The organism is Rahnella victoriana (genome assembly GCF_004330295.1).
Lineage (GTDB): Bacteria > Pseudomonadota > Gammaproteobacteria > Enterobacterales > Enterobacteriaceae > Rahnella > Rahnella victoriana.
In genome coordinates, this window is the sequence record NZ_SJOJ01000022.1 from 53,921 (window position 1) to 79,656 (window position 25,736).

At 56.5% G+C, this 25,736-nt stretch carries 26 protein-coding genes; 17 read left to right on the forward strand and 9 right to left on the reverse strand.

Annotation, left to right across the window (positions count from 1 at the left end; translation table 11 throughout):
* From flhA to hypA, 6 genes are all read right to left on the reverse strand, one after another.
* Entirely contained in the window at positions 1–2,088 is a 2,088-nt protein-coding gene (flhA, locus tag EYY67_RS17950) for a formate hydrogenlyase transcriptional activator FlhA (RefSeq protein WP_415838626.1), read from the reverse strand.
* 105 nt (positions 2,089–2,193) lie between these two features.
* Positions 2,194–3,216: a hydrogenase expression/formation protein HypE gene (hypE, locus tag EYY67_RS17955; RefSeq protein ID WP_095922923.1), complete on the reverse strand. Its 1,023-nt coding sequence runs from the start codon at positions 3,214–3,216 to the stop codon at positions 2,194–2,196.
* Positions 3,209–4,375: a hydrogenase formation protein HypD gene (hypD, locus tag EYY67_RS17960; protein WP_131694040.1), complete on the reverse strand. Its 1,167-nt coding sequence runs from the start codon at positions 4,373–4,375 to the stop codon at positions 3,209–3,211. Before hypD ends, hypE begins: the two co-directional genes overlap by 8 nt.
* Positions 4,375–4,665: a HypC/HybG/HupF family hydrogenase formation chaperone gene (locus tag EYY67_RS17965; RefSeq protein ID WP_095922925.1), complete on the reverse strand. Its 291-nt coding sequence runs from the start codon at positions 4,663–4,665 to the stop codon at positions 4,375–4,377. The genes hypD and EYY67_RS17965 overlap by 1 nt, the downstream gene beginning before the upstream one ends.
* Complete coding sequence (gene hypB / locus EYY67_RS17970) at positions 4,656–5,435, reverse strand: hydrogenase nickel incorporation protein HypB (protein ID WP_131694041.1); 780 nt, start codon at positions 5,433–5,435, stop codon at positions 4,656–4,658. Before hypB ends, EYY67_RS17965 begins: the two co-directional genes overlap by 10 nt.
* Positions 5,436–5,465: 30 nt before the next feature.
* Positions 5,466–5,810 carry a hydrogenase maturation nickel metallochaperone HypA gene (gene hypA / locus EYY67_RS17975; protein WP_131694042.1) on the reverse strand — a complete coding sequence of 115 codons (345 nt, stop codon included), beginning with the start codon at positions 5,808–5,810 and terminating at the stop codon, positions 5,466–5,468.
* 331 nt (positions 5,811–6,141) lie between these two features.
* Between hypA and hycA the strand changes: the two genes are divergently transcribed.
* The 13 genes from hycA to EYY67_RS18040 all read left to right on the forward strand — a co-directional run bounded on the left by hycA (position 6,142) and on the right by EYY67_RS18040 (position 20,830).
* Entirely contained in the window at positions 6,142–6,609 is a 468-nt protein-coding gene (gene hycA, locus EYY67_RS17980) for a formate hydrogenlyase regulator HycA (RefSeq protein WP_095922928.1), read from the forward strand.
* A 165-nt stretch (positions 6,610–6,774) separates the two neighbouring features.
* On the forward strand, positions 6,775–7,383 hold the full coding sequence (locus EYY67_RS17985; RefSeq protein WP_131694055.1) for a 4Fe-4S dicluster domain-containing protein: 609 nt from the start codon (positions 6,775–6,777) through the stop codon (positions 7,381–7,383).
* Positions 7,383–9,287 carry a proton-conducting transporter transmembrane domain-containing protein gene (locus EYY67_RS17990; protein WP_131694043.1) on the forward strand — a complete coding sequence of 635 codons (1,905 nt, stop codon included), beginning with the start codon at positions 7,383–7,385 and terminating at the stop codon, positions 9,285–9,287. Before EYY67_RS17985 ends, EYY67_RS17990 begins: the two co-directional genes overlap by 1 nt.
* A gap of 10 nt (positions 9,288–9,297) precedes the next feature.
* Positions 9,298–10,251: a respiratory chain complex I subunit 1 family protein gene (locus EYY67_RS17995; RefSeq protein ID WP_131694044.1), complete on the forward strand. Its 954-nt coding sequence runs from the start codon at positions 9,298–9,300 to the stop codon at positions 10,249–10,251.
* A 44-nt stretch (positions 10,252–10,295) separates the two neighbouring features.
* On the forward strand, positions 10,296–12,020 hold the full coding sequence (locus tag EYY67_RS18000) for a hydrogenase large subunit (protein WP_131694045.1): 1,725 nt from the start codon (positions 10,296–10,298) through the stop codon (positions 12,018–12,020).
* A 15-nt stretch (positions 12,021–12,035) separates the two neighbouring features.
* Positions 12,036–12,590, forward strand: a complete 555-nt coding sequence (locus tag EYY67_RS18005) for a formate hydrogenlyase complex iron-sulfur subunit (protein ID WP_131694046.1) — start codon at positions 12,036–12,038, stop codon at positions 12,588–12,590.
* Entirely contained in the window at positions 12,590–13,387 is a 798-nt protein-coding gene (locus EYY67_RS18010) for an NADH-quinone oxidoreductase subunit B family protein (RefSeq protein WP_095922933.1), read from the forward strand. The genes EYY67_RS18005 and EYY67_RS18010 overlap by 1 nt, the downstream gene beginning before the upstream one ends.
* Positions 13,387–13,866 (forward strand): formate hydrogenlyase maturation HycH family protein, encoded by a 480-nt coding sequence (locus EYY67_RS18015; protein ID WP_015689508.1) that lies wholly within the window; start codon positions 13,387–13,389, stop codon positions 13,864–13,866. The genes EYY67_RS18010 and EYY67_RS18015 overlap by 1 nt, the downstream gene beginning before the upstream one ends.
* Positions 13,859–14,341: a hydrogenase maturation peptidase HycI gene (hycI, locus tag EYY67_RS18020; protein ID WP_119822623.1), complete on the forward strand. Its 483-nt coding sequence runs from the start codon at positions 13,859–13,861 to the stop codon at positions 14,339–14,341. The genes EYY67_RS18015 and hycI overlap by 8 nt, the downstream gene beginning before the upstream one ends.
* 167 nt (positions 14,342–14,508) lie before the next feature.
* Positions 14,509–15,054, forward strand: coding sequence for an electron transport protein HydN (gene hydN / locus EYY67_RS18025; protein ID WP_131694047.1), 546 nt, complete (start codon positions 14,509–14,511; stop codon positions 15,052–15,054).
* A 23-nt stretch (positions 15,055–15,077) separates the two neighbouring features.
* Complete coding sequence (gene fdhF, locus EYY67_RS18030) at positions 15,078–17,249, forward strand: formate dehydrogenase subunit alpha (RefSeq protein WP_131694048.1); 2,172 nt, start codon at positions 15,078–15,080, stop codon at positions 17,247–17,249.
* A gap of 226 nt (positions 17,250–17,475) precedes the next feature.
* Positions 17,476–19,812 (forward strand): carbamoyltransferase HypF, encoded by a 2,337-nt coding sequence (gene hypF, locus EYY67_RS18035; RefSeq protein WP_131694049.1) that lies wholly within the window; start codon positions 17,476–17,478, stop codon positions 19,810–19,812.
* On the forward strand, positions 19,805–20,830 hold the full coding sequence (locus EYY67_RS18040) for a HoxN/HupN/NixA family nickel/cobalt transporter (RefSeq protein WP_131694050.1): 1,026 nt from the start codon (positions 19,805–19,807) through the stop codon (positions 20,828–20,830). Before hypF ends, EYY67_RS18040 begins: the two co-directional genes overlap by 8 nt.
* Positions 20,831–20,842: 12 nt before the next feature.
* Here the strand turns inward: EYY67_RS18040 and csgC are convergent, their stop codons facing one another.
* The 3 genes from csgC to EYY67_RS18055 form a co-directional block, all read right to left on the reverse strand.
* Positions 20,843–21,172: a curli assembly chaperone CsgC gene (csgC, locus tag EYY67_RS18045; RefSeq protein ID WP_131694051.1), complete on the reverse strand. Its 330-nt coding sequence runs from the start codon at positions 21,170–21,172 to the stop codon at positions 20,843–20,845.
* A gap of 212 nt (positions 21,173–21,384) precedes the next feature.
* The gene (gene csgA / locus EYY67_RS18050) at positions 21,385–21,849 is read right to left on the reverse strand and encodes a curli major subunit CsgA (RefSeq protein WP_119822628.1); all 465 of its coding nucleotides are present in this window, start codon (positions 21,847–21,849) and stop codon (positions 21,385–21,387) included.
* 49 nt (positions 21,850–21,898) lie between these two features.
* Entirely contained in the window at positions 21,899–22,387 is a 489-nt protein-coding gene (locus EYY67_RS18055; RefSeq protein WP_095922941.1) for a curlin, read from the reverse strand.
* Positions 22,388–23,264: 877 nt separating this feature from the next.
* On the opposite strand from EYY67_RS18055, the gene csgD reads away from it, so the two are divergent.
* From csgD to csgG, 4 genes are read left to right on the forward strand one after another with little or no spacing between them, the layout of a single operon-like run.
* A complete protein-coding gene (csgD, locus tag EYY67_RS18060) occupies positions 23,265–23,915 on the forward strand; it encodes a biofilm master transcriptional regulator CsgD (protein WP_095925187.1) in 651 nt (216 codons plus the stop codon).
* Positions 23,896–24,315, forward strand: coding sequence for a curli production assembly/transport protein CsgE (gene csgE, locus EYY67_RS18065; RefSeq protein ID WP_195817427.1), 420 nt, complete (start codon positions 23,896–23,898; stop codon positions 24,313–24,315). Before csgD ends, csgE begins: the two co-directional genes overlap by 20 nt.
* A gap of 60 nt (positions 24,316–24,375) precedes the next feature.
* Entirely contained in the window at positions 24,376–24,768 is a 393-nt protein-coding gene (csgF, locus tag EYY67_RS18070; protein ID WP_095925188.1) for a curli production assembly/transport protein CsgF, read from the forward strand.
* A 33-nt stretch (positions 24,769–24,801) separates the two neighbouring features.
* Positions 24,802–25,635 (forward strand): curli production assembly/transport protein CsgG, encoded by an 834-nt coding sequence (gene csgG / locus EYY67_RS18075; protein ID WP_095922942.1) that lies wholly within the window; start codon positions 24,802–24,804, stop codon positions 25,633–25,635.
* The last annotated feature ends 101 nt before the right edge of the window (positions 25,636–25,736 follow it).

The window sequence follows — 25,736 nt, forward strand, 5'->3', positions numbered from 1 at the left end:
TCAATGCGCCGCAATACCCAGTTTTTTCATTCTCGATAACAACGTCGTACGTTTTAACCCAAGCCGCTGCGCCGCACCACGCGGCCCGGCGACCACGCCGTTGGTTTCTTTTAACACCTGAAGAATGCGCTCGCGCTCGTCATCCTCACTCATATGCGGTGCGGGCGCCGCGTCCGCCACGCAAGGCATGATTACCGGCTGAGACACCGGCATCGGGTAATTCAGCTCCGGCAGTTGCAAATCCAGCACCGTACCGCGCGTCAGCAGCACGGCGCGTTCAATGACATTTTCCAGCTCGCGCACATTGCCCGGCCACGGCATACGGCTCAGCAGACGCAGGGTCTCCGCCGGAATACTGTCGATGGTGCGTTTCATGCGTTTGGCGATTTTGTAGGTAAGGAATTTCACCAGTTGCGGAATATCTTCCGGACGTTCCCGCAGCGGCGGGATCACGATCGGGAACACGTTCAGCCGGTAATAGAGATCGCTGCGGAATTCTTTATCGGCCACCATCTGGCGTAAATCGCGGTTGGTCGCCGCGATCATCCGCACATCGACCGAAATCAGTTTATTGCCGCCGACCCGTTCGAACTCCTGCTCCTGCAAAATACGCAGTAATTTGGGTTGCAGTTCAATGGGGATTTCCCCCACTTCATCAAGGAATAACGTGCCTTTGTCCGCCAGTTCGAAGCGCCCCATGCGTTGCGCGGTTGCGCCGGTAAAGGAGCCTTTTTCATGGCCGAACAAATCACTTTCCATCAATCCGGCAGGCATGGCGGCACAGTTCATTTTCACCATGCGCTGATCGCGGCGATCACCAAGATTATGGATCGCACGGGCGATCAGCTCTTTTCCGGTGCCGGTTTCACCGAGGATCAGTACCGAACAGTCGCTTTTCGCCACGATCTCGACCTGTTTCAGCACCGCCGACATACTGGAACTGCGCCCGACAATATCACTGAAATCCGGATTGTTGCTGTTGATCTGCTCGGTCAGATACAGATTTTCGTGTTGCAGCTTTTCCTTCAGGCTTTTGATTTCCTGATAGGCCAGCGCGTTATCCACGGCGATCGCGATGCGTTCCGCGATTTGCTGTAACACCCGCAGATTGGCGGAATTAAAATTGTCCGGCTGACATTGCGCCAGTTTCAAAACACCCAGCGTTTTATGGCCGAAACACAGCGGCAGGATGCACAGCGTTTTCGTCTGGTCACGCCATAACAACTGGAAAAGCGTGCTCTCATCACTCTCCGGTTCTTCGGCGGGCCGCACGTTGGTCAGCAGCATTTCGCCGTTTTTCATCACCTGCTGTTCAAGGGAACCGGCCAGCGTCATCCGCGACTGTTCGCGCTCCGCCACATGCGTCTGCACGTAATGGGTGGCGTAAACACTGGCCTGTTCACTGTCTTTATTCGCATCGCACAGCACAATGCTGATGGCGTTGATATGAAAGAAATGGTGAATGGTTTTGGCAATTTCGCCCGTCAGTTCATCAAGATCCAGTTTGGAGAGCACCGCGTTGGTGATTTCCACCAGAATGCGGAAATCGTCCCGCTCATGGCGCAGCATGGATTGCTGGAACAGCGCATTCTCACGCAGCTGAATTTGTTCCACCGCAATGGCCGCCAGCATACAAAGTTCATACAGGCCATTTTTGTCTTCTTCACTGAACGGCGTCGCATGCTGACGGGTAAATTCACAGCCGCCGAGTAAGCCGGAAGTGGCCAGCAACGGCACCAGACAATAATCCGTAAAGACCGGATAAAGGTTAAGGGCCGCCAGTTGCGGATAGCGAAGATGCAAGGCTTCACTGCGCCAGACCTGCGTTTTCGGATTGCTCAGCAGGGCATGTACCGGTCCGGTCGCCAGCAGGGTTTCGTCTTCATAACTGACCGGCTGATGGTGCGGATCGATACCGTAAAAGCTGACACGTTCACTGTTTTGATCAAACAACACCAGCGTCACCGCGTCGGCAATACCGGCCCCCTGAACCACCTGGGTCAGGGTCTCCAGCAGCGACGTCATGGTCTGTTGCAGCAACAGCGTGCGTGTCAGTTCCAGTAATCCTTTATGTTTTGTGGTGCTCATTGTTGCGCTCTGCATACCGTGGGCTCTGGCTCTTGATTTAAAGCGTTCTGAAAAAAACGATTAAGAAAGTTTACGCCTTCGTGACGGCGCGCTCCCCTGATGAGATCAACAAATGCGGGGTAACGGCTCCGCATGGGGCAACATAAGCTGGCGGGAGACGCCCAGCGCACCGCGCAGACACACCTGCGGATTTTCGGTCACCTCACCGATGGTCACCGCATCCGCGCCCAGCGGATGTTGCCGCAGCAGGTTCAGCACTTTCTGTTCTGCCGCCGCAGAGACCACCGCCACCAGCTTGCCTTCGTTGGCAAAGTTCAGCGGTTCCAGCCCCAGCAGCTCGCAGATCCCGCGCACGGCGGGTTTAACCGGCAGGGCCGTTTCATCAATGCAGATTCCGAATCCACTGGCCGCGCTGAATTCATGCAAAATCGCATTCACCCCGCCGCGTGTGGCATCGCGCAGCGCATGAACCCCGGGCAGGACACGAAGCGGTGCGATCATCGGTGCCAGCACCGCACAGTCACTTTCCACGCCCAGATCCATCCCCAGCTGTTCACGAAGATTGAGGATCGCCGCGCCGTGATCGCCCAGCGTGCCGCTGACGATCACTTTATCCCCTGCCTTTATCGTGCCGGCCGCCCATCTGACCGCCGTCGGGATCACGCCGATCCCCGCCGTGTTGATAAAGATTTTGTCGGCCGCACCGCGCTGAACCACTTTGGTGTCACCGGTCACAATAGCAATGCCCGCATCGCGGGCAGTCTGCGCCATCGCACTGACGATTTTCTGCAAGTCATCCAGCGGCAACCCTTCTTCCAGGATGAACCCGCAGGACAGAAAGGCCGGTGTCGCGCCGCTCACGGCCAGATCGTTCGCCGTGCCGCATACTGCCAGTTTGCCGATGTTGCCGCCGGGGAAAAATATCGGATCAATGACATAGCTGTCGGTGGTGAACGCCAGGCGATCGCCCTGCGCGCTGAGGCTGGCCAGTGACAGCCGCGCGCCGTCTTCCCGCTCATTGAGCCAGGGATTATCGAACGCGCTGAGAAACAGGTGTTCGATCATCTGCTGCATGGCACGGCCGCCGCTGCCATGCGCCATCGTGACGACTTCTTTGCGATCACTCATCCTGCCATACCTTTTGTTGTGCATGTTCCGGCTGTTGCTGCGCCGGGGTTTCCTGATGCCGGTACTGATACCACGCCGCGCAAGCCCCTTCGGAAGAGACCATCAGCGCGCCGAAAGCGTTATGCGGCGTACAGCCTGTGCCAAACAGCGGGCATTCGTGCGGCTTGCAACGGCCGGTCAGCACCTCGCCGCAACGGGATCGCGGATCATCGGCGACCGGCTGTGCCTGCGGATTAAAACGTCGTTCGGCATCAAACCGGGCATACGCCGGAGTCAGGGAAATCCCCGAATCCGCAATGACACCAAGACCGCGCCATTCGCTGTTACCGCAAAGCCGGAACACCTCGCGCATCGCGTCCTGTGCCAGCAGGTTACCCTCTTCCGGCACCACGCGCCGGTACTGGTTTTCCGTTTTACACGATGCCTCGCAAACTTGTTCCACCAGCATCAGGACGCTCTGCAACATATCCAGCGGTTCGAACCCGCTGATCACCAGCGGTTTGCCGAATTCTTCATTGATAAAATGGAACGGCGCAGTGCCGGTCACCATGCTGACGTGGCCGGGTGCCAGAAACGCATCAATGCGCACGTCGTCCTGTTGCAGCAGGCTTCGCAGTGTCGGCATCAGGCTGATGTGCTGGCAGAACACGCTGAAATTGGTCATGCCTTCCCGCCGCGCCTGTTGCAGCGTCACCGCCGTCACCGGCAACGTGGTTTCAAAACCGAGGGCGAAAAACACCACCTGATGTTGCGGATTTTCACGCGCCAGTTTCAGCGCATCCAGCGGTGAATACACCACGCGCACGTCGGCACCACGTTCACGCGCCTGCAACAGTGAGCCTTGCTGACCGGGCACCCGCAACGCATCGCCAAAGGTGCAGAAAATTACCCCGGGACGGGCGGCGATTTCGCAGCAGGCATCAATGCGCCCCATCGGCAACACGCACACCGGGCAGCCCGGCCCGTGAATAAATTCCAGCTGCGGGGGCAGCAGTTTATCCAGCCCGAATTTGAAGATGGCGTGGGTATGGCCGCCGCACACTTCCATAATCTGCATCGGTTTTTCAGCCGTGTAAGGCAGCAAGGCCGCACGCTGATGCAGCCGCTCAATCAGCGTTTTCGCCAGTGTCGGGTCACGAAATTCATCAACAAAACGCATTATCTTGCCTCTCCCGCACCGAGAAACAGGGCGACATCGGCTTCCACTTCTTCCATCGCATGCAGCGCGGCCAGCGTTTCCTGCGCCTCCTGCTCATCGAGTTTGCTTAAGGCAAAACCGACGTGGATTAACACCCAGCCGCCGATCAGCGCCTCGCGTGCGCCGTCACGTCCGCAATCACACACCAGTGCGACATTCACTTCGCGGCGCAAACCGCACACTTCCGCCCAGGCGTGATCGGGCTGCTGATCGTGCAGCGCCACGATTTGTCCCGGAATGCCTATGCACATCGTTGCTGCTCCAGCCACGCCAGCCACAGATCCATCCCTTCGCCTGTGGTGGCTGACAACTGAATCACCTCTATCTGCGGATTCACCTGCCGCGCATTGGCAATGCAGGCTTCAAGGTCAAAACTGACGTACGGCAGCAGATCGATTTTATTGAGGATCATCAGGCGTGACGCCGCAAACATATGCGGATATTTCAGCGGTTTGTCCTCGCCTTCCGTCACGGACAGCACGGCCACTTTGTGCAGTTCGCCGAGATCAAAACTGGCCGGACACACCAGATTGCCGACATTCTCGATAAACAGCAGGCTGTTGTTGTTCGGTGACAGCTGATGCAGCGCATCGTGAACCATCTGCGCATCCAGATGGCAGCCTTTACCGGTGTTAACCTGAATCGCCGGTACGCCGGTGGCGCGGATCCGGTCAGCATCACGGGTGGTTTGCTGGTCACCTTCGATCACCGCGCAGTCGAAATAGGGTGCCAGCCGGGTCAGGGTTTGAGTCAGCAAGGTGGTTTTGCCGGAACCGGGGCTGGACACCAGATTCAGCGCCAGAATGCCCGCCGCAGCAAAATGCTCGCGGTTATGCGCGGCGATATGGTTGTTCTTCGCCAGCACGTCCATTTCGATATCCACCAGACGGCGCGGCGCAAACGGCAGGCCGTGAGAGTGGCTGTGATCATGGGAATGATCGTGAGAATGATGATGAGTGTGCTCGTTGCTGACGCCTTCAATACGAAGTTCGCCACTGGCACATCCGCAGGTACTGCACATAGTTTTCTCCCCGGGCAAAACGGAGGCCCGTTATTCGATTTCAATACGTTTAATCGTCATGCCGTCATCGGCCACCACGCGCAAATCATGCCCGCCACAGTGCGGACACAGCAGAACGCCGGGGCTGAGTAAGGTGATGTGTTGCTGACAGGTGTGACACCAGCTTTCGGCCTGTGGGGTGATCAGGTGTAATTCGCACCCTTCCGCCAGCGTTTCGCGACAGGCAAGTTCAAAACAAAATTGCACGGCATCGGGTTCGACGCAGGAAAATGCGCCAATTTCCATCCATACCGCCGTAATTTTTCGCGCATTATTTTGCTGCCCGAACTGCTGCATTATTTCCACGGCATTCTGGCACATCGTAATCTCGTGCATTATTTCCCCTCCCTCAGGAGAACAATAAAGAGACCTTTGCCCTCGCCGTTGCAATAACAGTGCCAGAATTCTTCGACACGTATTATTCCCACGATAAAACGGCGTGACGGAATTAACCTGCACAGTCCGTCATTAGTGTCGAAATAAGGTGTCATCGACATGTCATGGCATTTTCATGCCCGGGGAGTTTTCTGGCTCTGAAACAAGTAACTCATTCATTTAAAAGCATTTAAAAAATAATCTGTGGAATTGGCATGCTTTATGCCAACAGAGCCATATGCGTCGACTTTTCATCGTCACCCGACATATCAATCAACAACGGATAATGCACATGAGCACTCTCAGCGAACTGACTACCAAAGCAGACTATATCGCCAGCAAAAACAGCCATCTGAAATCGCAATGGCGGACTTACCAGAACAGTCTGACTCAGGCGATAACGCATTCAAATAAAAAGATAAATCATGAATTCAGCTGCGGTGAAGATCAGGATATCCGCTTTACGCTGTTTAACCATTTTGCGGTCAGTATTCAACTGAGTGAAGACTTCTACAGTCAGGATATTGTCTACAGCCTGAACATGGCGCAGGTCAGTGATGACGAGGATTTCCAGCCTTTTGCCCACGCCCGTCTGACTGAAGAAGGCAAGGTAGACGGCAGCGTGGATATCAAAGATAAAAACGCCGTGCTGGAACATTATCTCAATAAGATTTCCGCTATTTACCAATGCATTTTTGATTCGCTGCAAAACAACCAGCCCGTTCACGCGCAACTCGAAAAATTACTCAGCCGCGTCTGATTCACATTCAGAAATATATTAAGCACCGGCAGAGCGTAAATATTTTCTCATTGCCGTTTTTTTACTGGGATTAATTCCGACATAAATGTCGAAATGTCAATTTAAGTGCCGATTTCGTCACCTTTGACGAAACAGCGAGGAGATTTCATGCGTCGCACTGCCTCCATGAATCAATATGTGATAGCCGACCCCAAACTGTGTATCGGCTGCAATACCTGTATGGCCAGTTGTTCACAGGAACACCAGTTGCACGGCTTACAGTCTGCCCCCCGTTTGCAGGTGATGCGTAACCGTCTGGATTCCGCACCGGTGATGTGCCACCAGTGCGAAGATGCCCCGTGCGCGCAGGTCTGTCCGGTCAATGCCATTACCCGTGAGAATGACGCGATTCAACTGAATGAAAGTCTGTGCGTCAGTTGCAAACTGTGCGGACTCGCCTGTCCGTTCGGCGCCATCACGTTTTCCGGCAGCACACCGCTGGATATTCCCCGCGACTGCAATACATCCAAAGCCCTGCCCGCCCCGCGCCCGCCCCGTGCGGTCAGCCCGTTCCTTGATTGCATGCCCGGTCTTCGCGCGGTGGCGGTGAAATGCGATTTATGCAGCTTCAGCCCGGACGGCCCGGCATGCATCAAAACCTGCCCGACCCAGGCTATCCGGCTTATCACCGCCAGCCTGTCTGAATCCGCCAGTCAGCAAAAACGCCTGAATGCGATGAACGTATTTCCGGCCGGGCTGACATCCTTTACCACACCCGATACGGAGGCCAAATAATGACGGCACTGTTCACGTTAGAACCGGCGTCATTACTGGCGCTGGCCCTGCTGGTCTGGTTACTCAGTGGCATTGCTGGCGGATTGCTGGCCGCCGCTGCCAGGATCAGCGGCCTGATTTCCGGCACCGGCGGTATGGTGGCTTCGGCGGCCGTCATCGTGGCTGCGGTACAGGTGCTGATCAGCGGGACGTCCGTCACGCTGACATTGCCGGTGGTGCCTTACACCGCAGAGTTAAGTCCGCTGAATGCGCTGCTGTTACTGGCGATGTCAGTGACCGCGTTGTTCAGCAGTCTCTACGCCTGCGCATGGCTGGCCCATGCCCGTCAGCGTCAGCGCGCCCGCACCGGTTTGCTCTGCAATCTGTTGCTGGCGGCACTGACCGCTGCGACGATTTCCGCCACTGCGGTTGAACTGATCCTGATGATGGAAATGGCAGCGCTCTGCGCGTATTTCCTGATCGTCCAGACTGACGATGTGAAAAGCCGCCGCGCCGGACTGAATCAGTTTTTATCCGGCCGCCTCGGCACGCTGTGTCTGATCCTGGCGTTCGCCCTGCTGCATCACACCAGCGGCAGTGTGAGTTTCGACGTCCTGCGTCATACGGCCTTCACGCCGGGCATTAAATCGGTTTCCTTCCTGCTGGCACTGGCCGGTTTCGGGCTGTACGCCGGGATTATCCCGCTGCATGCCTGGGTGCCGCAGTCGCACTCCAGCGCGCCAGCCCACGCCGCTGCGCTGTTCTCTTCCGCGCTGATGAAAATCGGCATTCTTGGCATCGTAAAAGTCGGTCTGGATCTGCTTGGCGCACCGCCACTCTGGTGGGGCCTGATGGTATTGCTGCTGGCGATCCTGACCGCGTTTATTGGCGGTTTGTACGCCCTGATGGAACACGATATCCGCCGCCTGCTGGCCTATCACACGCTGGAAAACGTCGGGATCATTCTGCTGGGTGTCGGCGGCGCGATGGCCGGTGTGGCACTGAATCTGCCGGTGCTGGCGTCCCTCGCCCTGCTGGCCGGATTATTCCACCTGTTCAACCACGGCCTGTTTAAAACCGCGCTGTTCCTTGGTGCCGGTGAAATCGAAATGCAGACCGGCATTAAAGATATGGAAAAACTCGGCGGGATCGCCCGTCTGATGCCGTGGACGGCATTCACCCTGCTGATTGCCCTGATGTCGATGGCCGCGCTACCGCCGCTTAACGGTTTCGCCAGCGAATGGTTGCTGTATCAGTCGCTGTTCCAGCTGAGCGCCAGTCCGCTGTTTATCGCCCGCCTGCTCGGGCCGTTGCTGGCGGTCGGTCTGGCACTGACCGGGGCGCTGGCGCTGATGTGTATCGCCAAAGTCTTTGGCGTCACCTTCCTTGGCTCACCGCGCAGTCAGGCGGCGGCGGAAGCCACTCCCGCGCCCCTTGCCATGACGCTCAGCGGCGTGCTGCTCGCCCTGCTGTGTGTGGGTTGTGGGGTCGCCTCACCGTGGATTATTCCGCACTTTTCCGCCGTGGCCGCCTCGGTGCTGAACGCGCCTGTCTTGCAGGTCGCACAGCATGGCGTGGTGTTCTCCACCACGTCCGCCGTGTCTGCGCCGATGGTGGCGATCCTGCTGCTGGGTATGCCGTTGCTGCCGTGGATCATCGCCGCCGTGTTGCGCGGAAAACGTCTGCCGAACCGTTCGCGCGGTGATGCGTGGGCCTGCGGTTACGCGCATTCCGCTGACATGGTGGTGACCGCAACCGGCTTCGCGCAACCGCTGCGCGTGATGTTTGCCCCGCTTTACCGCCTGCGTCAGCGCGTCACGCCGTCTTCCATGGTCGGCGCGCTGCATCGGGGCTGGACGGGTGCCTTCTGCCGTCGTCTGGCGTTCATCGAACTGGCCGTGTTGCTGGTCGTGGCTTTTGCCTGAGGAACTGACTATGAATTTTCCCTACCTGCTTGCCGGTTCACTGTGGCCGCTGGCGCTGATTCAGGCGGTGCTGTTGCTGGCGATCGCCCCGCTGTTTGCCGGTTTCAGCCGCGTGATGCGTGCGCGGATGCACAACCGTCAGGGGCCGGGCGTATTACAGGAATACCGTGATATCGCCAAACTGCTGACCCGCCAGAGTGTCGCCCCTGCCGCCGCCGGTGCGGCCTTTCGCAGCATGCCTTATCTGCTGACCGGCGGCTTGCTGGTGATCGCCACCGCCCTGCCGGTGGTCACGCTGGCGTCGCCGCTGGGTGCCGCAGGCGATCTGATCACCGTGATTTATCTGTTCGCGGTGGTGCGCTTTGTGTTTGCCATCGCCGGGCTGGATACCGGCAGCACCTTTACCGGCATCGGTGCCAGCCGTGAAGCGGTGCTCGGTGTGTTAGTCGAGCCGATCCTGTTGCTCGGGCTGTGGATTGCCGCGCTGGTGGCCGGTTCCACTTCGCTCGGCGCGATTGCCGCCCGTGTGCTGCACTGGCCGTCCGCGTCTTCTTTAACCCTGATTCTGGCCGGTCTGGCCTGTGCGTTCGCTACCTATATAGAAATGGGCAAGCTGCCGTTTGATATGGCGGAAGCGGAGCAGGAATTGCAGGAAGGCCCGCTGACCGAATATTCCGGCGCGGCGCTGGGCGTGCTGAAAATCGGCATCAGCCTGAAACAACTGGTGGTGTTGCAACTGTTCCTCGGCCTGTTTTTCCCGTTCGGACTGGCAGAGCACATCACGCCGCTGACGCTGCTGACCGCCGTGGTGCTGTGTCTGCTGAAACTGCTGATCGCGGTATTTGTGGTCGCGCTGATCGAAAACAGCGTCGCCCGTTTGCGCTTTCTTAAAACCTCCCGCACGACATGGGCGGGGTTCGGGCTGGCGTTTCTGGCGCTGGTTTCCTGGCTGGTCGCAGGCTGACCTGACATTTTTCTTGTCCCGCTGCGGCGGGAAGAGGCTTTGTAATGAGTGAGTTGAATACCGCATTAAATCAAAACCCGGTCGGCAAACAGTATCTGGCCGCGCTGGCGGCGCAGTTTCCGTCGGCAATTTTAGGCAGCGAATGGCAGACCGACACCCAGGCGACGGTCACCATCAGGCTGAACTGGCTGCCGGAAGTGGTGGAATGGCTGTACTACCAGCAGGGCGGCTGGCTCTCCGTGTTGTTCGGAAACGACGAACGGACGCTGTGCGGCAATTACGCGCTGTATTACGTGCTGTCGATGGAAAAAGGCGTGAAATGCTGGATCACGGTGCGTGCCGAAGTGGATCCCGTTTCACTGGAATTTCCGTCCGTGACACCGCGCGTTCCGGCGGCGGTCTGGGGCGAACGCGAAGTGCGTGATATGTACGGTTTGCACCCGGTCGGCTTGCCGGACGAACGCCGTCTGGTATTGCCGGATGACTGGCCGGACGATTTGTATCCGCTGCGCAAAGACGCGATGGATTATCGTCAGCGCCCGGCCCCGACCACTGACCAGGAAACCTATCCGTTTATTTCCGAGGCCAAAGAAGGCAGCAAAATTGTGCCGATTGGCCCGCTGCACGTCACATCTGACGAACCCGGACACTTTCGTCTTTTCGTTGACGGCGAAGACATTATCGATGCCGATTACCGCCTGTTTTACGTGCACCGTGGCATGGAAAAACTGGCAGAAACCCGCATGGGCTATAACGAAGTGACGTTCCTGTCGGACCGCGTTTGCGGCATCTGCGGCTTTACGCACAGCGTGGCCTACACCTCGTCGGTCGAAAACGCGATGGGCATTGTGGTGCCTGAACGTGCCCAGATGATCCGCTCCATTTTGCTGGAAGTGGAACGCCTGCACAGCCACCTGCTGAATCTCGGGCTGGCCTGCCACTTTGTCGGCTTTGATTCCGGCTTTATGCAGTTTTTCCGCATCCGCGAGCAGTCCATGAAGATGGCGGAAATCCTGACCGGTGCGCGTAAAACCTACGGCATGAACCTGATCGGCGGCATCCGTCGCGACATTCTGAAAGACGACATGATCGCCACCATTGCGCTGGCGGGCAGCATGCGCCGTGATCTCAATGAACTGGTGGATATTCTGCTCAGCACGCCAAATACCGAACAGCGCAGCGTCGGCGTCGGCATTCTCGATCCGCAGGTGGCGCGCGATTTCAGTAACGTCGGCCCGATGGTGCGCGGCAGCGGTCACCGCCGCGATATGCGTCAGGATCACCCGTATGCCGGTTACGCCAAACTGCCGTTTGAGCTGTGCAGCGAAACCGGTAACGACGTCTATTCCCGCCTGAAAGTGCGCATCCACGAAGTGTTTAACGCCCTGAATATGATTGAGTTTGGCCTGCAAAGTCTGCCGGGCGGTCCGCTGGCGGTGGAAGGCTTCAACTATATTCCGCACCGTTTCGCCCTCGGCTTTGCCGAAGCGCCACGCGGTGACGACATTCACTGGAGCATGACCGGCGACAACCAGAAGCTGTTCCGCTGGCGTTGCCGCGCGGCGACCTACGCCAACTGGCCGACCCTGCGCTACATGCTGCGCGGCAATACGGTCTCCGATGCGCCGCTGATCATCGGCAGTCTCGATCCTTGTTACTCCTGCACCGACCGCATGACGGTCGTCGATGTGCGTAAGAAAACGTCCATCGTGGTGCCTTACAAAGAGATCGAACGTTACGGCATCGAACGCAAAAACTCGCCGCTTTAAGGAGCCGCTTCAATCATGCTGAAACTGATTAAAAAAGTGCTGAAAACCGGCACCGCAACCGTGGCGTATCCGTTTAAGCCGCTGGATCTGGCACCAAATTTTCGCGGCAAACCGCAGTACACCGCACAGCAATGCATTGCCTGCGGTGCCTGCGCCAATGCCTGCCCGTCCAACGCGCTGACCATGACCACGGCAGAAGACGGTGGAACGATCCGCTGGCAACTGTTTTTAGGGCGCTGCATTTTCTGCGCCCGCTGCGAGGAAGTGTGCCCGACGGCGGCCATTACACTGTCGCAGGAATTCGAACTGGCGGTGTGGCGCAAAGAAGACCTGTATGAAACGGCAGATTTCCCCGTCTGCCACTGCCGCGAATGTGGCAAACCTTATGCCGTGCAAAAGGAAATCGACTTCGCCCTCAGTCTGTTACAGGAAAGCGCCGCGCTGAGTGACCGGCAGATTGCCGACCGTCGCCAGCAATACGAAACCTGTCCGACGTGCAAAAAAATGCACGGTCTTTCTTCCAGCGACCGCATCGATATTGGCCGCCATATGACCACGGAGGTTCGCTGATGAGCCATAACCTGATTGCTCCGCGTGATGAAAATGGCCTGCCGGTGCCCGTCACGCTGGATGAAAGCATTGCGAGCCTGAAATCTACCCTGCTTCACAGCATCCGCCGCTCCGCCTATGTTTACCGCGTCGACTGCGGCGGCTGTAACGGCTGTGAAATTGAGATTTTCGCCGCCATTTCGCCGCTCTTCGATGCCGAACGTTTCGGCATTAAAGTGGTGCCGTCGCCGCGCCATGCTGACATTCTGCTGTTCACCGGTGCCGTGACCCGCGCCATGCGTATGCCGGCACTGCGCGCCTGGGATTCTGCACCGGATCCGAAAATCTGCATTTCCTACGGAGCCTGCGGCAACAGCGGCGGCATCTTCCACGACCTGTATTGCGTCTGGGGCGGCACCGACAAGATTGTGCCGGTGGATGTGTATATTCCGGGCTGTCCGCCGACACCGGCCGCCACCATTTACGGCTTCGCGATGGCGCTGGGTTTGCTGGATCAGAAAATCAAAGGCCAGCAACACGACCAGGCCGCTGGCGAACCGGCGGCGTTATTGCACCCTGAGCTGCCGCAGCCGTTGCGCGTATTGCTCGATCGCGAAGCGCGCCGCATGGCCGGTTACCGCTATGGCCGCCAGATTGCTGACACCTTTATGGATATGGTGGCCGCGCCCGGTTTACAGCCGGTGGAACAGCGGGTGTCAGACTATCTGGCGGAGCAAGGCGATCTGCGGCTCAACGAGATTATCGGCAACCTGCAGCACATTTATCAGCAGGTGCTGCGTGGCGAGGTGCGCCTGTGATGACGTCCGTCAATGACCAGCGTTACGCGCGGCATCAGCCTTATTCAGGCCATCAGCCGGACAAAAACAAAGTGATTTTTTATTCACTGAGCAGCAAGTTTGTCGATGAAAAAAGCGCGCAGAAACGCAGTTCGCAAAAAGTGCAGGAAGTGGTGTATTACAGCCTGGCGATTGGCCATCACCTCGGGGTGATCGACTGCCTGCAATCCCGCCTCGAATGCCCGCTCGACGGCTATCTGCACTGGATTAACTGTCTGCCGGAAAACAGCGAAGCACACCGCAAACTGGCCGGTGTGCAGCGTTTCGGCGAGATCAACATCGACAGCAGCCACACCCATTTGCTGGCGCTGGCGCTGCGCGATGCCCGTCCGGACATGAGTGAAGAACAACGGGGCTGGAGCGACCAGCTTATCGCCCTGCTGACTCAGATTGAAAACGACCCCGCCATGTACCTGATGGTCAGGAGATACGATGCCTGATACCTCTTCCCGCTACGCCCTGTTATGCGTCGGCAACAGCATGATGGGCGATGACGGTGCCGGTCCGCGTCTGGCCGAACTCTGCGCTGAACAGCCGCTGTCCGGCTGGACGGTGGTGGACGGCGGTGCCGCACCTGAAAACGACATCGGCTTTTTGCGCGAGCAGCGCCCGCAGCATCTGGTGATTGTGGACGCCACCGACATGGGGCTGGCACCCGGTGAAATGCGCATCATCGACGAAAATGACATCGCCGACATGTTCATGATGACCACCCACAATCTGCCGCTGACCTTCCTTATTCAGCAACTGCGCGAGGATATCCCGCAGATCACCTTTGTCGGCATTCAGCCCGATGTCGTCGCGTTCTATTACCCGATGAGTGCCGCCGTGGAACAGGCCGTTAACCGCCTTCATCAGCGGTTACCGGCTCTGGAAACCGGCCTGGGGATCGCCCCTTTCAGCCCGTCGACATAACTGTCGATGCGGTGACGAAACAGACATGACGTCAGTGAAAAATGTCGTCATCGGCGCACCAGCCATCACTAACCACCTGAATTTAATGCTGAAAAATTAAAAACAGGAACTGGCACGCTTTATGTATAGCCAGTATCTGAAACCAATGACTTAGGGATTAAATCATCATGAACCGGTTCATCATTGCCGACCCCAAAAAATGCATCGGCTGCCGTACCTGTGAAATTGCCTGTGTGATGGCGCACAGCGATTCGCAGGATATCTCGCTGCTTAACGCCGCCACTTTCGCGCCACGTCTGCATGTGATCAAAGGCGTCAATCTCAGCACGCCGGTGATGTGCCGCCAGTGTGAAGATGCGCCCTGCGCCAATGTTTGCCCGAACGGCGCGATTGCCCGTACCGGCGATCACGTGCAGGTCACGCAGGAACGCTGCATCGGTTGCAAAACCTGCGTTGTTGCCTGTCCGTACGGTGCGATGGAAGTGGTGACAAAACCCATTTTCCGCCAGAACGGCGCGGCCATGACCGCCACCTCCGACAAAGCCGAAGCGCATAAATGCGATTTGTGCCATGCCCGCGCAGAAGGCCCGGCCTGTATGGAAATCTGCCCGACCAAGGCGCTGTATGCCATCGACCGTAACCAGTTACAGGATATGAACGCAGAAAAACGCCGCCGCGCTGCGCTCGACAGCACCTCCCCGCTGCTGTTTTAACCCCGGATAGAGGAAGTAATACCATGAAAAAAGTCACCACTGTCTGCCCGTATTGCGGGGCCGGATGTAAATTGAATCTGGTTGTGGATAACGGAAAAATCATCCGCGCAGAAGCTGCGAACGGGGTGACCAATCAGGGCGAGTTATGCCTGAAAGGTTACTACGGCTGGGATTTTCTCAATGACACCAAACTGCTGACCCCGCGCCTGACGCAACCGATGATCCGCCGTCAGAAAGGCGGAAAATTCGAAGCGGTCAGCTGGGATGAAGCTATCCGCTACACCGCGCAGCGCCTGAAAGAGATCAAACAAAAACACGGCCAGCGCGCCATCATGACCACCGGTTCTTCCCGCGGTACCGGCAATGAAACCAACTACGTGATGCAGAAATTTGCCCGTGCGGTGATCGGCACCAACAACGTCGACTGCTGCGCCCGCGTGTGTCACGGCCCGTCGGTCGCCGGTTTACAGGCCACGCTCGGTAACGGCGCGATGAGTAATTCCATCGGCGATATCGAGAACTCAAAATGCCTGCTGGTGATCGGCTATAACTGCGCCGATTCCCATCCGATCGTCGCCCGTCGGGTGATCAAAGCCAAAGAAAAAGGCGCACAGATTATCGTCTGCGATCCGCGCCGCATCGAAACAGCGCGTATTGCCGATCAGCATCTGCAAATCAAAAACGGCTGCAACATGGCACTGGTGAATGCTTTCGCCCATGTGCTGATCGAAGAAAATCTGTATGACCACGACTATGTGGCGAAATACACCGAAGGCTTTGAGGAATACCGCAAAAATGTCGCGGATTACTCACCGGAAGCCGTGGCTGAGCAGACCGGCGTGTCCGCACAGCAAATCCGTCAGGCCATGCGCACTTACGCGGCGGCACCTTCCGCCACCATTATGTGGGGCATGGGCGTCACGCAGTTTGGTCAGGCGGTGGACGTGGTGAAAGGTCTGGCGGGTCTGGCATTGCTGACCGGTAACCTTGGCCGCGCCAACGTCGGCGTCGGCCCGGTGCGTGGTCAGAATAACGTGCAGGGTGCCTGCGACATGGGTGTGCTGCCGAATGAATTCCCGGGTTACCAGTCCGTCACCGATCCGAAAGTGCGGGCGAAATTCGCCGATGCCTGGGGCATTGACGTCAACCAGATGGACGCCGAAGTCGGCCTGCGCATTACTGAAATCCCACATCTGGCGATGGAAGGTAAGGTCAAAGCCTATTACATCATGGGCGAAGATCCGTTGCAGACCGAAGCCGATTTAGGGCTGGTACGCAAAGGGTTCGAGGCACTGGAATTCGTGGTGGTGCAGGACATCTTCATGACCAAAACCGCTGAACAGGCGGACGTGATTTTACCGGCAACGTCATGGGGCGAGCACGGCGGCGTGTTCTCCTGCGCGGATCGCGGCTTCCAGCGTTTCGAGAAAGCCATCGAACCGAAATACAACGTCAAGCGCGACTGGGACATCATCAGCCTGCTGGCGACCGAGATGGGTTATCCGATGCATTACCGCGATAACCAGGAAATCTGGGACGAAATGCGCAACCTGTGCCCGCTGTTCTACGGTGCAACCTACGAAAAAATGGGCGAACTGGGACATGTGCAGTGGCCCTGCACCACGCTGGAAAGTCCGGGGACACAATACCTGTACGCCGACAATCATTTCGATACCCCGACCGGCAAAGGCCAGTTGTTCGCCGCACCGTGGCGCGCACCGGCGGAAGTGCCGGACGGCGATTATCCGCTGGTGCTGTGCACCGTGCGCGAAGTCGGTCACTACTCCTGCCGTTCGATGACCGGTAACTGCGCCGCCCTGCAAACGCTGGCTGACGAACCGGGCTTTGTGCAGATGAATCCGGTGGATGCACAGGCGCTGGGCATTCGCGATCAGCAACTGGTCTGGGTGGCATCGCGTCGCGGTAAGGTCATTTCCCGCGCTAACTACAACGAGCGTATTAACCTCGGTGCGGTGTACATGACCTATCAGTGGTGGATTGGTGCCTGTAATGAACTGACACAGGACAACCTCGATCCGATTTCCAAAACGCCGGAAACCAAATACTGCGCCGTGAAAGTCGAACAAATCGCCGATCAACGCTGGGCCGAAAACTATGCCCAGCAAAGCTACAGCGACATGAAAGCGCGCCTGCGCAGCGCCGTTGAAGATGTGATCCCGGTGGTTGAGATTTAGCTTTTAAGCGCCTCACCAAAGGGGTGGGTTCTTAGCTCCTCCCCCTGCGAAGGGGGAGGCTGGGAGGGGGTTTAGCAGGCAACGCCAGATCCGGAGTTGCCATTAATACCCCACCCCAACCCTCCCCTTCGCAGGGGAGGGAGCAAAAACCAATCCCCCTTCGCTGGGGAGGCAGCAAAACCCTCTTTTCGCTGCCCTCTTCATAAACGTTTTTAAAAGGTTTTTTATGTCTGGTTTACTCATCCGCATCAGTGGCAAAGTCCAGGGTGTCGGTTTCCGGCCTTTTGTCTGGCAACTGGCTGACCGGTTGCGGCTTCGCGGCGAAGTGTGCAACGACAGCGCGGGTGTGGAAATCAGGCTCCTTAAACCGGTAGACATTGAAGCCTTTATCGAACAGTTACAGCGCGATTGCCCGCCGCTGGCGCGCATCGACAGCATCCGTTTTACCCCTTTCGACTGGCGAGCGTCGCCTCAGCATTTCACCATCACTGACAGCCGTCACAGCCAGATGGACACCCAGGTGGTGCCCGATGCGGCGACCTGCCCCGAATGCCTGAAAGACATCACCCGTGCGGGTGACCGGCGCTTCGGCTATGCCTTTACGAACTGCACCCATTGCGGCCCGCGCTTTACGCTGATCCGCGCCATGCCGTATGACCGGCCGTCCACCAGCATGGCGGAATTCCCGCTGTGCCCGCAATGTCAGCAGGAATATCAGAATCCGGCCGACCGGCGTTTTCACGCGCAACCTGTCGCCTGCCCGCACTGCGGCCCCCGGCTCAGTGCGACATTCTGCGATGGCAAAACACAGGCGCAGGATGATGCCGCGCTGGCATGCGCCGTCGCCGCATTACGCGCGGGGAAAATCATTGCTGTCAAAGGGCTGGGCGGTTTTCATCTGGCCTGTGACGCCACGCAGCAGAACGCCGTGATGCGTCTGCGTGAACGCAAACAACGGCCGTCAAAACCGCTGGCGGTGATGCTGCCGGATACCGGCTGGCTGGCGCAATGCAGTGATGACAGCCCGCAGTTTGCGCTGCGGGAACTGCTGGCGTCCCCCGCTGCGCCGATTGTGCTGGTCAGCAAAAGCGCGATGTCACCGCTCTGTCCGTCCGTTGCGCCTGAGCTGGATGAAGTCGGGGTGATGCTGCCGTTTACCCCGCTGCATCATTTGCTGATGCAGGCGTGCGGGGTGCCGCTGGTGATGACCTCCGGGAATGCCGCCGGATGCGCCCCCGCGCTGACCAATGAAGCCGCGCTGACGCAGCTCAACGGTATCGCCGATCTGTGGCTTTTGCATAACCGCGATATCGTTCAGCGCGCCGATGATTCGCTGGTGCGCCTGACGCCTCAGGGCACCGAAGTGCTGCGCCGTGCGCGCGGTTACGTGCCCGATGCCCTGCCGCTTCCCGCGGGTTTCGATAGCCAGCCGGCCATTCTGGCGCTGGGCGGCGATCTCAAAAATACCTTCTGTCTGGTGCGGGGTGGCGAGGCCATTCTCAGCGCCCATTTTGGCTCTTTGACCCGCAGCGATATCGCCGGACAACAGCGGCAGGCGATTCACCATTTCCTGCAGCTTTATGACTGTACGCCGGTGGCGGTGGCGCGGGATGCGCATCCCGGTTATGTCAGTCATGAAGCGGCTGAACGCCCCGGCATACGGGTGGTGGATGTCCTTCATCATCATGCCCATATCGCCGCCTGTCTGGCCGAACACCGCTGGTCGCTGGATGGCAGCAAAGTGATCGGGCTGGCGCTCGACGGGCTGGGTTATGGCATTACTGAGGATAAAACCGGCGCGCTGTGGGGCGGCGAATGTTTGCAGGTGGATTATCTTCATTGTGAACATTTAGGGGGATTGCCTGCCGTTGCGCTGCCGGGCGGTGATCGTGCCGCACGCGAGCCATGGCGCAATTTACTGGCGCAATGGCAGGCATTCGTGCCGGACTGGCAGTTGCGGCCTGAGGCACAGGTTCTGTTTTCACACCCGTGGCAGCCGTTGTCAAAAGCCATCGCCGCCGGAATCAATGCACCGCTGGCGTCCTCCTGCGGGCGTTTGTTTGATGCGGTTGCCGCCGCACTCGGCTGCGCCCCCGCGCACCTCAGCTGGGAAGGGGAAGCCGCCTGCCGTCTGGAGGCGCTGGCGCATCACGCGCAGGGCATCTCACATCCGGTGTCGCTGCCTTTGCGCCACACGCCTGCGGGCACCCTGTTGGATCTCGCCACCTTCTGGCAGCAATGGCTTGGCTGGCAGGCCGCGCCCGCCGCACGGGCTTTTGCTTTTCATGATGCCCTTGCGCAGGGCTTTGCCGCCCTCGCCCGCTATCACGCGGTGAGAACCGGCACCCGCACCGTCGCACTGGGCGGCGGCGTGTTGCATAACCGTCTGCTGCGCCAGCTTTTACACCACTATTTAGCGCCCCTCCGCGTTCTGATGCCGCTGGCGGTTCCGGCCGGTGACGGCGGGCTGGCGCTGGGTCAGGCGGTGATTGCCTGCGCCCGCCTTCAGAGTTCCCCTTCCGTGCTCCATTCAAATAATGCAGAAAAGGATCGTCATGATTAACCGCGAATTTTTCCATACTCACCGCCGCGCCTTCTGGCTGTTAACCGGACTGGTGGCTGTCAATTTACTGGCCTGGGGCTGGGCACTGGTGGTGTTCCGCCACAATGCTGCGCTGGTGGCGGCGGCGTTGCTGGCTTACGGTTACGGGCTGCGTCATGCCGTCGATGCGGATCATATTGCGGCCATTGATAACGTCACCCGTAAGCTGATGCAGCAGGGTCAGCGCCCGGTGGCTGTTGGGGCGTTTTTCTCCCTCGGACATTCGAGCATTGTGGTGCTGGCCTGCGTGGCTATCGCCGCCACTTCACTGGTGTTTGGCAATAACATCGGCTGGCTGCATGAGTACGGCAGCACGATCGGCACCCTGGTCTCGGCGCTGTTTTTGCTGATGATGGCGTTACTGAATGCGCTGATCCTGCGCGACGTGTATCGCCGTTTTCAGAAAGTAAAACAAGGCCACACATTCAGCGACAAAGAAGAACAGCACGCAGTACAAGGCGGGGTGATGAGCCGGTTATTCAGCTTTGCCTTCAATATGGTCAATAAAAGCTGGCAGATGTATCTGGTGGGTTTTCTGTTCGGGCTGGGTTTTGATACCGCCACGGAAATCGGCCTGCTGGGGATTTCCGCTGCCGGTGCCTCTTCCGGCATGTCCGTGTGGAGCATTCTGGTGTTTCCGGCACTGTTTGCCAGCGGCATGGCACTGATCGATTCGCTGGATAATTTTGTTATGGTCGGCGCGTACGGCTGGGCGTTCGATAAACCGGTGCGCAAGCTCTATTACAATATGACCATTACGGCCACCAGTGTGGTGATCGCCCTGTTTATCGGCGGGCTGGAAGCACTCGGACTGATGGCGGATAAGCTGAATTTACAGGGCGGCCTGTGGGCGGTTGTCGGACGTCTGAATGAGAATATGGGCAGCGTCGGGTACGCCGCCGTGGCGATTTTCGTGGTGTTCTGGGCCTGCTCTGCGATCCATTATCGTCGCAAAGGCTATGACAATCTGGCGATGTAACGCGGCCTGCTGTCAGGCGTCGTTCGGCAGGGTGAGCTGTTTTTCCAGCCGCAGTTTGTCGCCATCGGTCACGGTGATCAGTATTTGTGTTTTTCCGCCGGGCTGGACGGCAAAACGCATCTGTCCCAGAGGCTGCGGCTGGTTGGCGGAAAGATTCATATTGTGGCTCTGGCGGCTGGTGCTGCTCCCCGCTGCGCCCTGCTGTGACACAGAAACCGCCACCTGACAGGCGCAGGCTTTAGTGAGACTGACCATCGGGGTAATCACATAAGTTTGCGCATCGTTGTGTGTATCGAACCAGAGCTGGTTAGACATCACGGCGGCAATCAGGAGTAAATGCATAACGTTTATGCTCCGGTTTGGTCGAAAAAAAACAGGGCTAGTGCCCTGTTCTGAGAAGCTTTTGCCATGACTCATGGCAGAAGCTAAACCTGTTTTTTGCTCCTCCCCCTGCGAAGGGGGAGGTCGGGAGGGGGTTTCGCAGGCAACATCAAATTCGACGTTGCGATTAATACCCCACCCCAACCCTCCCCTTCGCAGGGGAGGGAGCTGAATCAGTTTTGTGAAGCGTACGCGAGGTTGCCGGTACCAGACTGAACAATATTGGTCAGAGCACCGTTAGCCCCTTGCGAAGCCTGAGCATAGTTGCCAGAACCATTTTGGGAAACCAGCACTTTGCTGCCGTTTGCAGTTTGTGCAACGTTAGCATTGTTGAAGTCACCCTTCTGAGAAACGCTCACCAGACTGCCGTCGCCGGTCTGATTGGTGCTCGCGGTATTTCTGTAACCATCCTGACCGATGGAGGTCAGCGATTTTTGCGCGCCGGATTGCGTGGCATTCGCCAGGTTTGATGTCCCCTGTTGGTAAATCTGAATTTCAGAATTCCACTGAGTCGCTGTGAATGTCGGCACTGTGGATACCGGAGGCGTCGGCGTATAATCGCCACCACCACCGTGACCTGCGAACGCACTGCCACTGACGACTAAAGCGGAGACTGCCACAATTTTCCAAAGTTTCATGATGCTACCCCATTGGTTTAATATCGGATGTCATAAGAACGTATGTTTATTAATGCTGTGTCACTCTAATCGCCATTCCTGACGAGTTTTGTACGACGCCGCTGGTCTGGTTCGTACCATTCTGGCGAATCTCGGTCACACTCCGGCCTTTTTGCAGAATGTAAGCGGTATTACCAAAATTTTGTTGCGTGATGGATGCATCCCCACCGCCGCGCTGCGATATATAAGCAAAGTTATCGCTGCCGCTTTGGGATATATCCGCGTTATTTCCATTACCTCGCTGATTGATCACCGCGGTATTTTCTGACCCTGACTGACGGATAACGCTGGAATTGCCATAACCCGTCTGATTATTCGCGGCCAGATTGCTGTTCCCGTTTTGATAAATCATTGATGAATTCCCTGATGAACTTCTCGCGCCAGCAAACACTTGCTCCGGATTACCCGTTCCTATCTCCGGATAAGCCATATCAAACTGCTGAGCGTGAACGACCCAGGAGACTGAAAGTAACGCCAGGGTCAATAAAGTCTTTTTCATTTCGTCACCCTGTATATCGCCGGTAACTGGTTATTGGCTCACCGGGTTATTGCTGTTGACGAATTGATTATGGAGTTTACGGAAAATAAGGAACTCACCCGCACGTCGTATTTTAATTTCCGGCTTCAGCAAAAAGTATGAGAAGCCTTTTATCATACATTGTGACCACCGGGTGACAGTAAAAGGTCAGCAGGGCTAATAGACCCCATGGCATTTATCCTAAAGTTAACGACGCGGCAGGCGTTAATAATCACACAAATGCAACTATTCTTAATTCCCTGTGAAATATAAATCAGGGGTAAAAGAGATCTCCCGCACATTTCCATCCCTTAACAGTGCCCTGAAACCACCATTCCCTGGTGTTATTACGCCTTTTAACCCTGCATAAAAGGGCCAGCGAGCATGCTCACCTAAGTGAAATCAATAATTAAACCGGTACTGATTTGCGTTATTAAAGACGAAGCATGAAGCCGGCTGGTGTTTCATCAGAATTATTAAGCACCGGTATTGTTCAAATGTGCAGTTTTAACAAGGCTAAACGTTAAGATAGTGTAAAGCCGTTACTTAAGTTCTGTTTAAGAGGGGCGTATTGAGTTTTACTCAATACATAAGGAAAACTTTATACATTTTAAGTTACATTTTGAAACATAAATAAGCCTTGCGTAAGGGAAGCCAAAAGCTAAATTGAGTCTGTACCGCACATAAGCCACCTGAAAATATTATGTGCCTCATGCTGCGTTTATTTGCTATTTTCAGATATGCACAGCGAACATACAGCTATAGATTTAGCAAAATAAAATCACGGTCTATTTCCTGCCTTTTCTATTATCAGGCAATGGCAGACTGTGGCTATAAAAAATCAGGGCAGGGTTTCATTATGAGTAATGAAGCAGCAATCAATAATAATATTCTTTTATTAGTGACTAAACCATCATTACAGGCCAGCGCTTTATTGCAGCAATTAAAACAGCAACTTTGTGTCAATACCCGACTTCATAACATCCATAAATCTCTGGAGGATCAATATCTTCATCAGACATTAATTCTCTTCGATATGATGGAAGCCGATCGCCGGACTATTGAGCTATGGCAATCCGCTATTACCCGTTATCACGACAGCGTGAAGTTATTATTATTAAACACCCCTGATAATTATCATTTTCGGGAAATAGAAACCTGGCCGGGGATCAGCGCCGTGTTTTATCTTTCCACCGATGAAGAACATCTGGTGGAAGGCATCCGCAGCGTGATCCGCGGTGAGTGCTATTTCTCACAGGGCTTCGCCAGCTACCTGATCAATCAGTCCGGTGCCTTCCGCCATCTGCATTCAGAAGATACCGGCCTGACCCATCGCGAAAAAGAGATCCTCAATAAGTTACGTGTGGGCGCCTCAAACACGGAAATCGCACGGTTGCTGTTTATCAGCGAGAACACCGTGAAGACGCATCTCTATAATTTATTTAGGAAAATCTCGGTTAAAAACCGCACCCAGGCGGCGTCCTGGGCTAATGACAATCTCAAGCGCTGACATCATGACGATATGCATCAAGGGCTTCTGGCTCTGGCTGGCGCTGCTGTGCGCCACCTGCCTGCATGTTCAGGCGGCGGATATAAGGGATCCCGGGTTAATCACCGACCGCACGGTGACGTCGGTAGGCCACGATTTTTACCGGGGTTTTACCGCTAAATGGGAAGAGAACTACCCGGAAACCATCACGATTTCAGAAAGACCCAGCGCCCGCTGGGGCAGTTGGATCACCATAAAAATAGGTCAGGACACCTTATATCAGACCCTGCTTTTTCCGAACCGTCGCAATTTTGATAAGGACGTCGATACCGCCATTGCCGGGGTCACCGAGGCGTTATCACGGCGGCAGTTAGACAAAGCGTTACTTGGTACCGGGGATCTTGCCCATGACGAATTTTAATGCACAGCCTCTTCTAAGGAGAGCATCGTGAATATTCCAGTCTCAGCTCCGCGTTCAGTCATGCTGCTGGCATTACTGACGGCGTCCCCGGTTTCCTGGGGCGGCAACATGGTTTACCAGTTCATCAACCCGAATTTCGGCGGCAACCCGAATAATGGCGCATTCCTGCTTAACGAGGCTCAGGCGCAGAACTCTTATAAAGATCCCGACGCCTATGATTTCGGCACGACCAGTACCTCCGCGCTGGATAATTTCACGGCGTCGATTCAGTCGCAGCTGCTGGGCAGTCTGATGGGCAACATCAATCAGGGGAAACCGGGACGGCTGGTGACACAGGACTTTATCGTGGATATCCAGAATACCGACGGGCAACTGGTGATGAACGTCACCGACCGCAAAACCGGCAAAGTTTCCACTATTCAGGTTCAGGGTTTGTCTGCCACGACCAACTGATTCCGACGACAAATAAAAAACAGGAACGACATTATGCGCAGCTATTTAGTTCTCATCGCAGTTTTTGTGTTGAGCGGGTGCCTCACAGCAGCACCGAAAGAAGCCGCAAGACCGACCTTATTACCCCGTGCGCCCAGCTATAGCGATCTGACCCATCTGCCTTCGCCGCAGGGCAGGATTTTTGTGTCGGTCTATAACATTCAGGATGAGACGGGCCAGTTTAAACCGTATCCGGCCAGTAACTTCTCGACGGCGGTGCCGCAAAGCGCCACGGCGATGCTGGTTTCCGCCCTGAAAGATTCGAAGTGGTTTATTCCGCTGGAACGTCAGGGGCTGCAAAACCTGCTGAACGAACGCAAAATCATCCGTGCTGCGCAGGAGAATGGCAGCGTGGCCATCAATAATCAGCGGCCGCTTTCTTCACTGGTGGCGGCAAATATCCTGATTGAAGGCTCGATCATTGGATATGAAAGTAATGTGAAATCGGGCGGCGTGGGGGCGCGTTACTTCGGTATCGGTGCCAGTACGCAATACCAGTTGGACCAGATAGCCGTGAACCTGCGTGCTGTCGACGTCAATACCGGGGAAGTGCTGTCGTCTGTGAATACCAGCAAGACGATTTTGTCCTATGAAGTGCAGGCCGGGGTGTTCCGCTTTATCGACTACCAGCGTCTGCTGGAAGGCGAGCTGGGCTACACCACCAATGAGCCTGTGATGTTGTGTCTGATGTCGGCGATTGAATCCGGAGTGATTTATCTGGTGAATGATGGCATCGAACGTAACCTGTGGCAGTTGCAGAACCCGTCGGAGATCAACTCGCCGATCCTGCAACGCTACAAAAACAGTGTTGTCCCTGCCGAATCCTGATGAGAGGCAGGGACAACGCTCTTTTTATAGTGCTGTCCCTGCCAGACCCTGTCGATGAGGCTGCTCCTGGTCAGAAGCAGATATGACTCAACTTATCATGC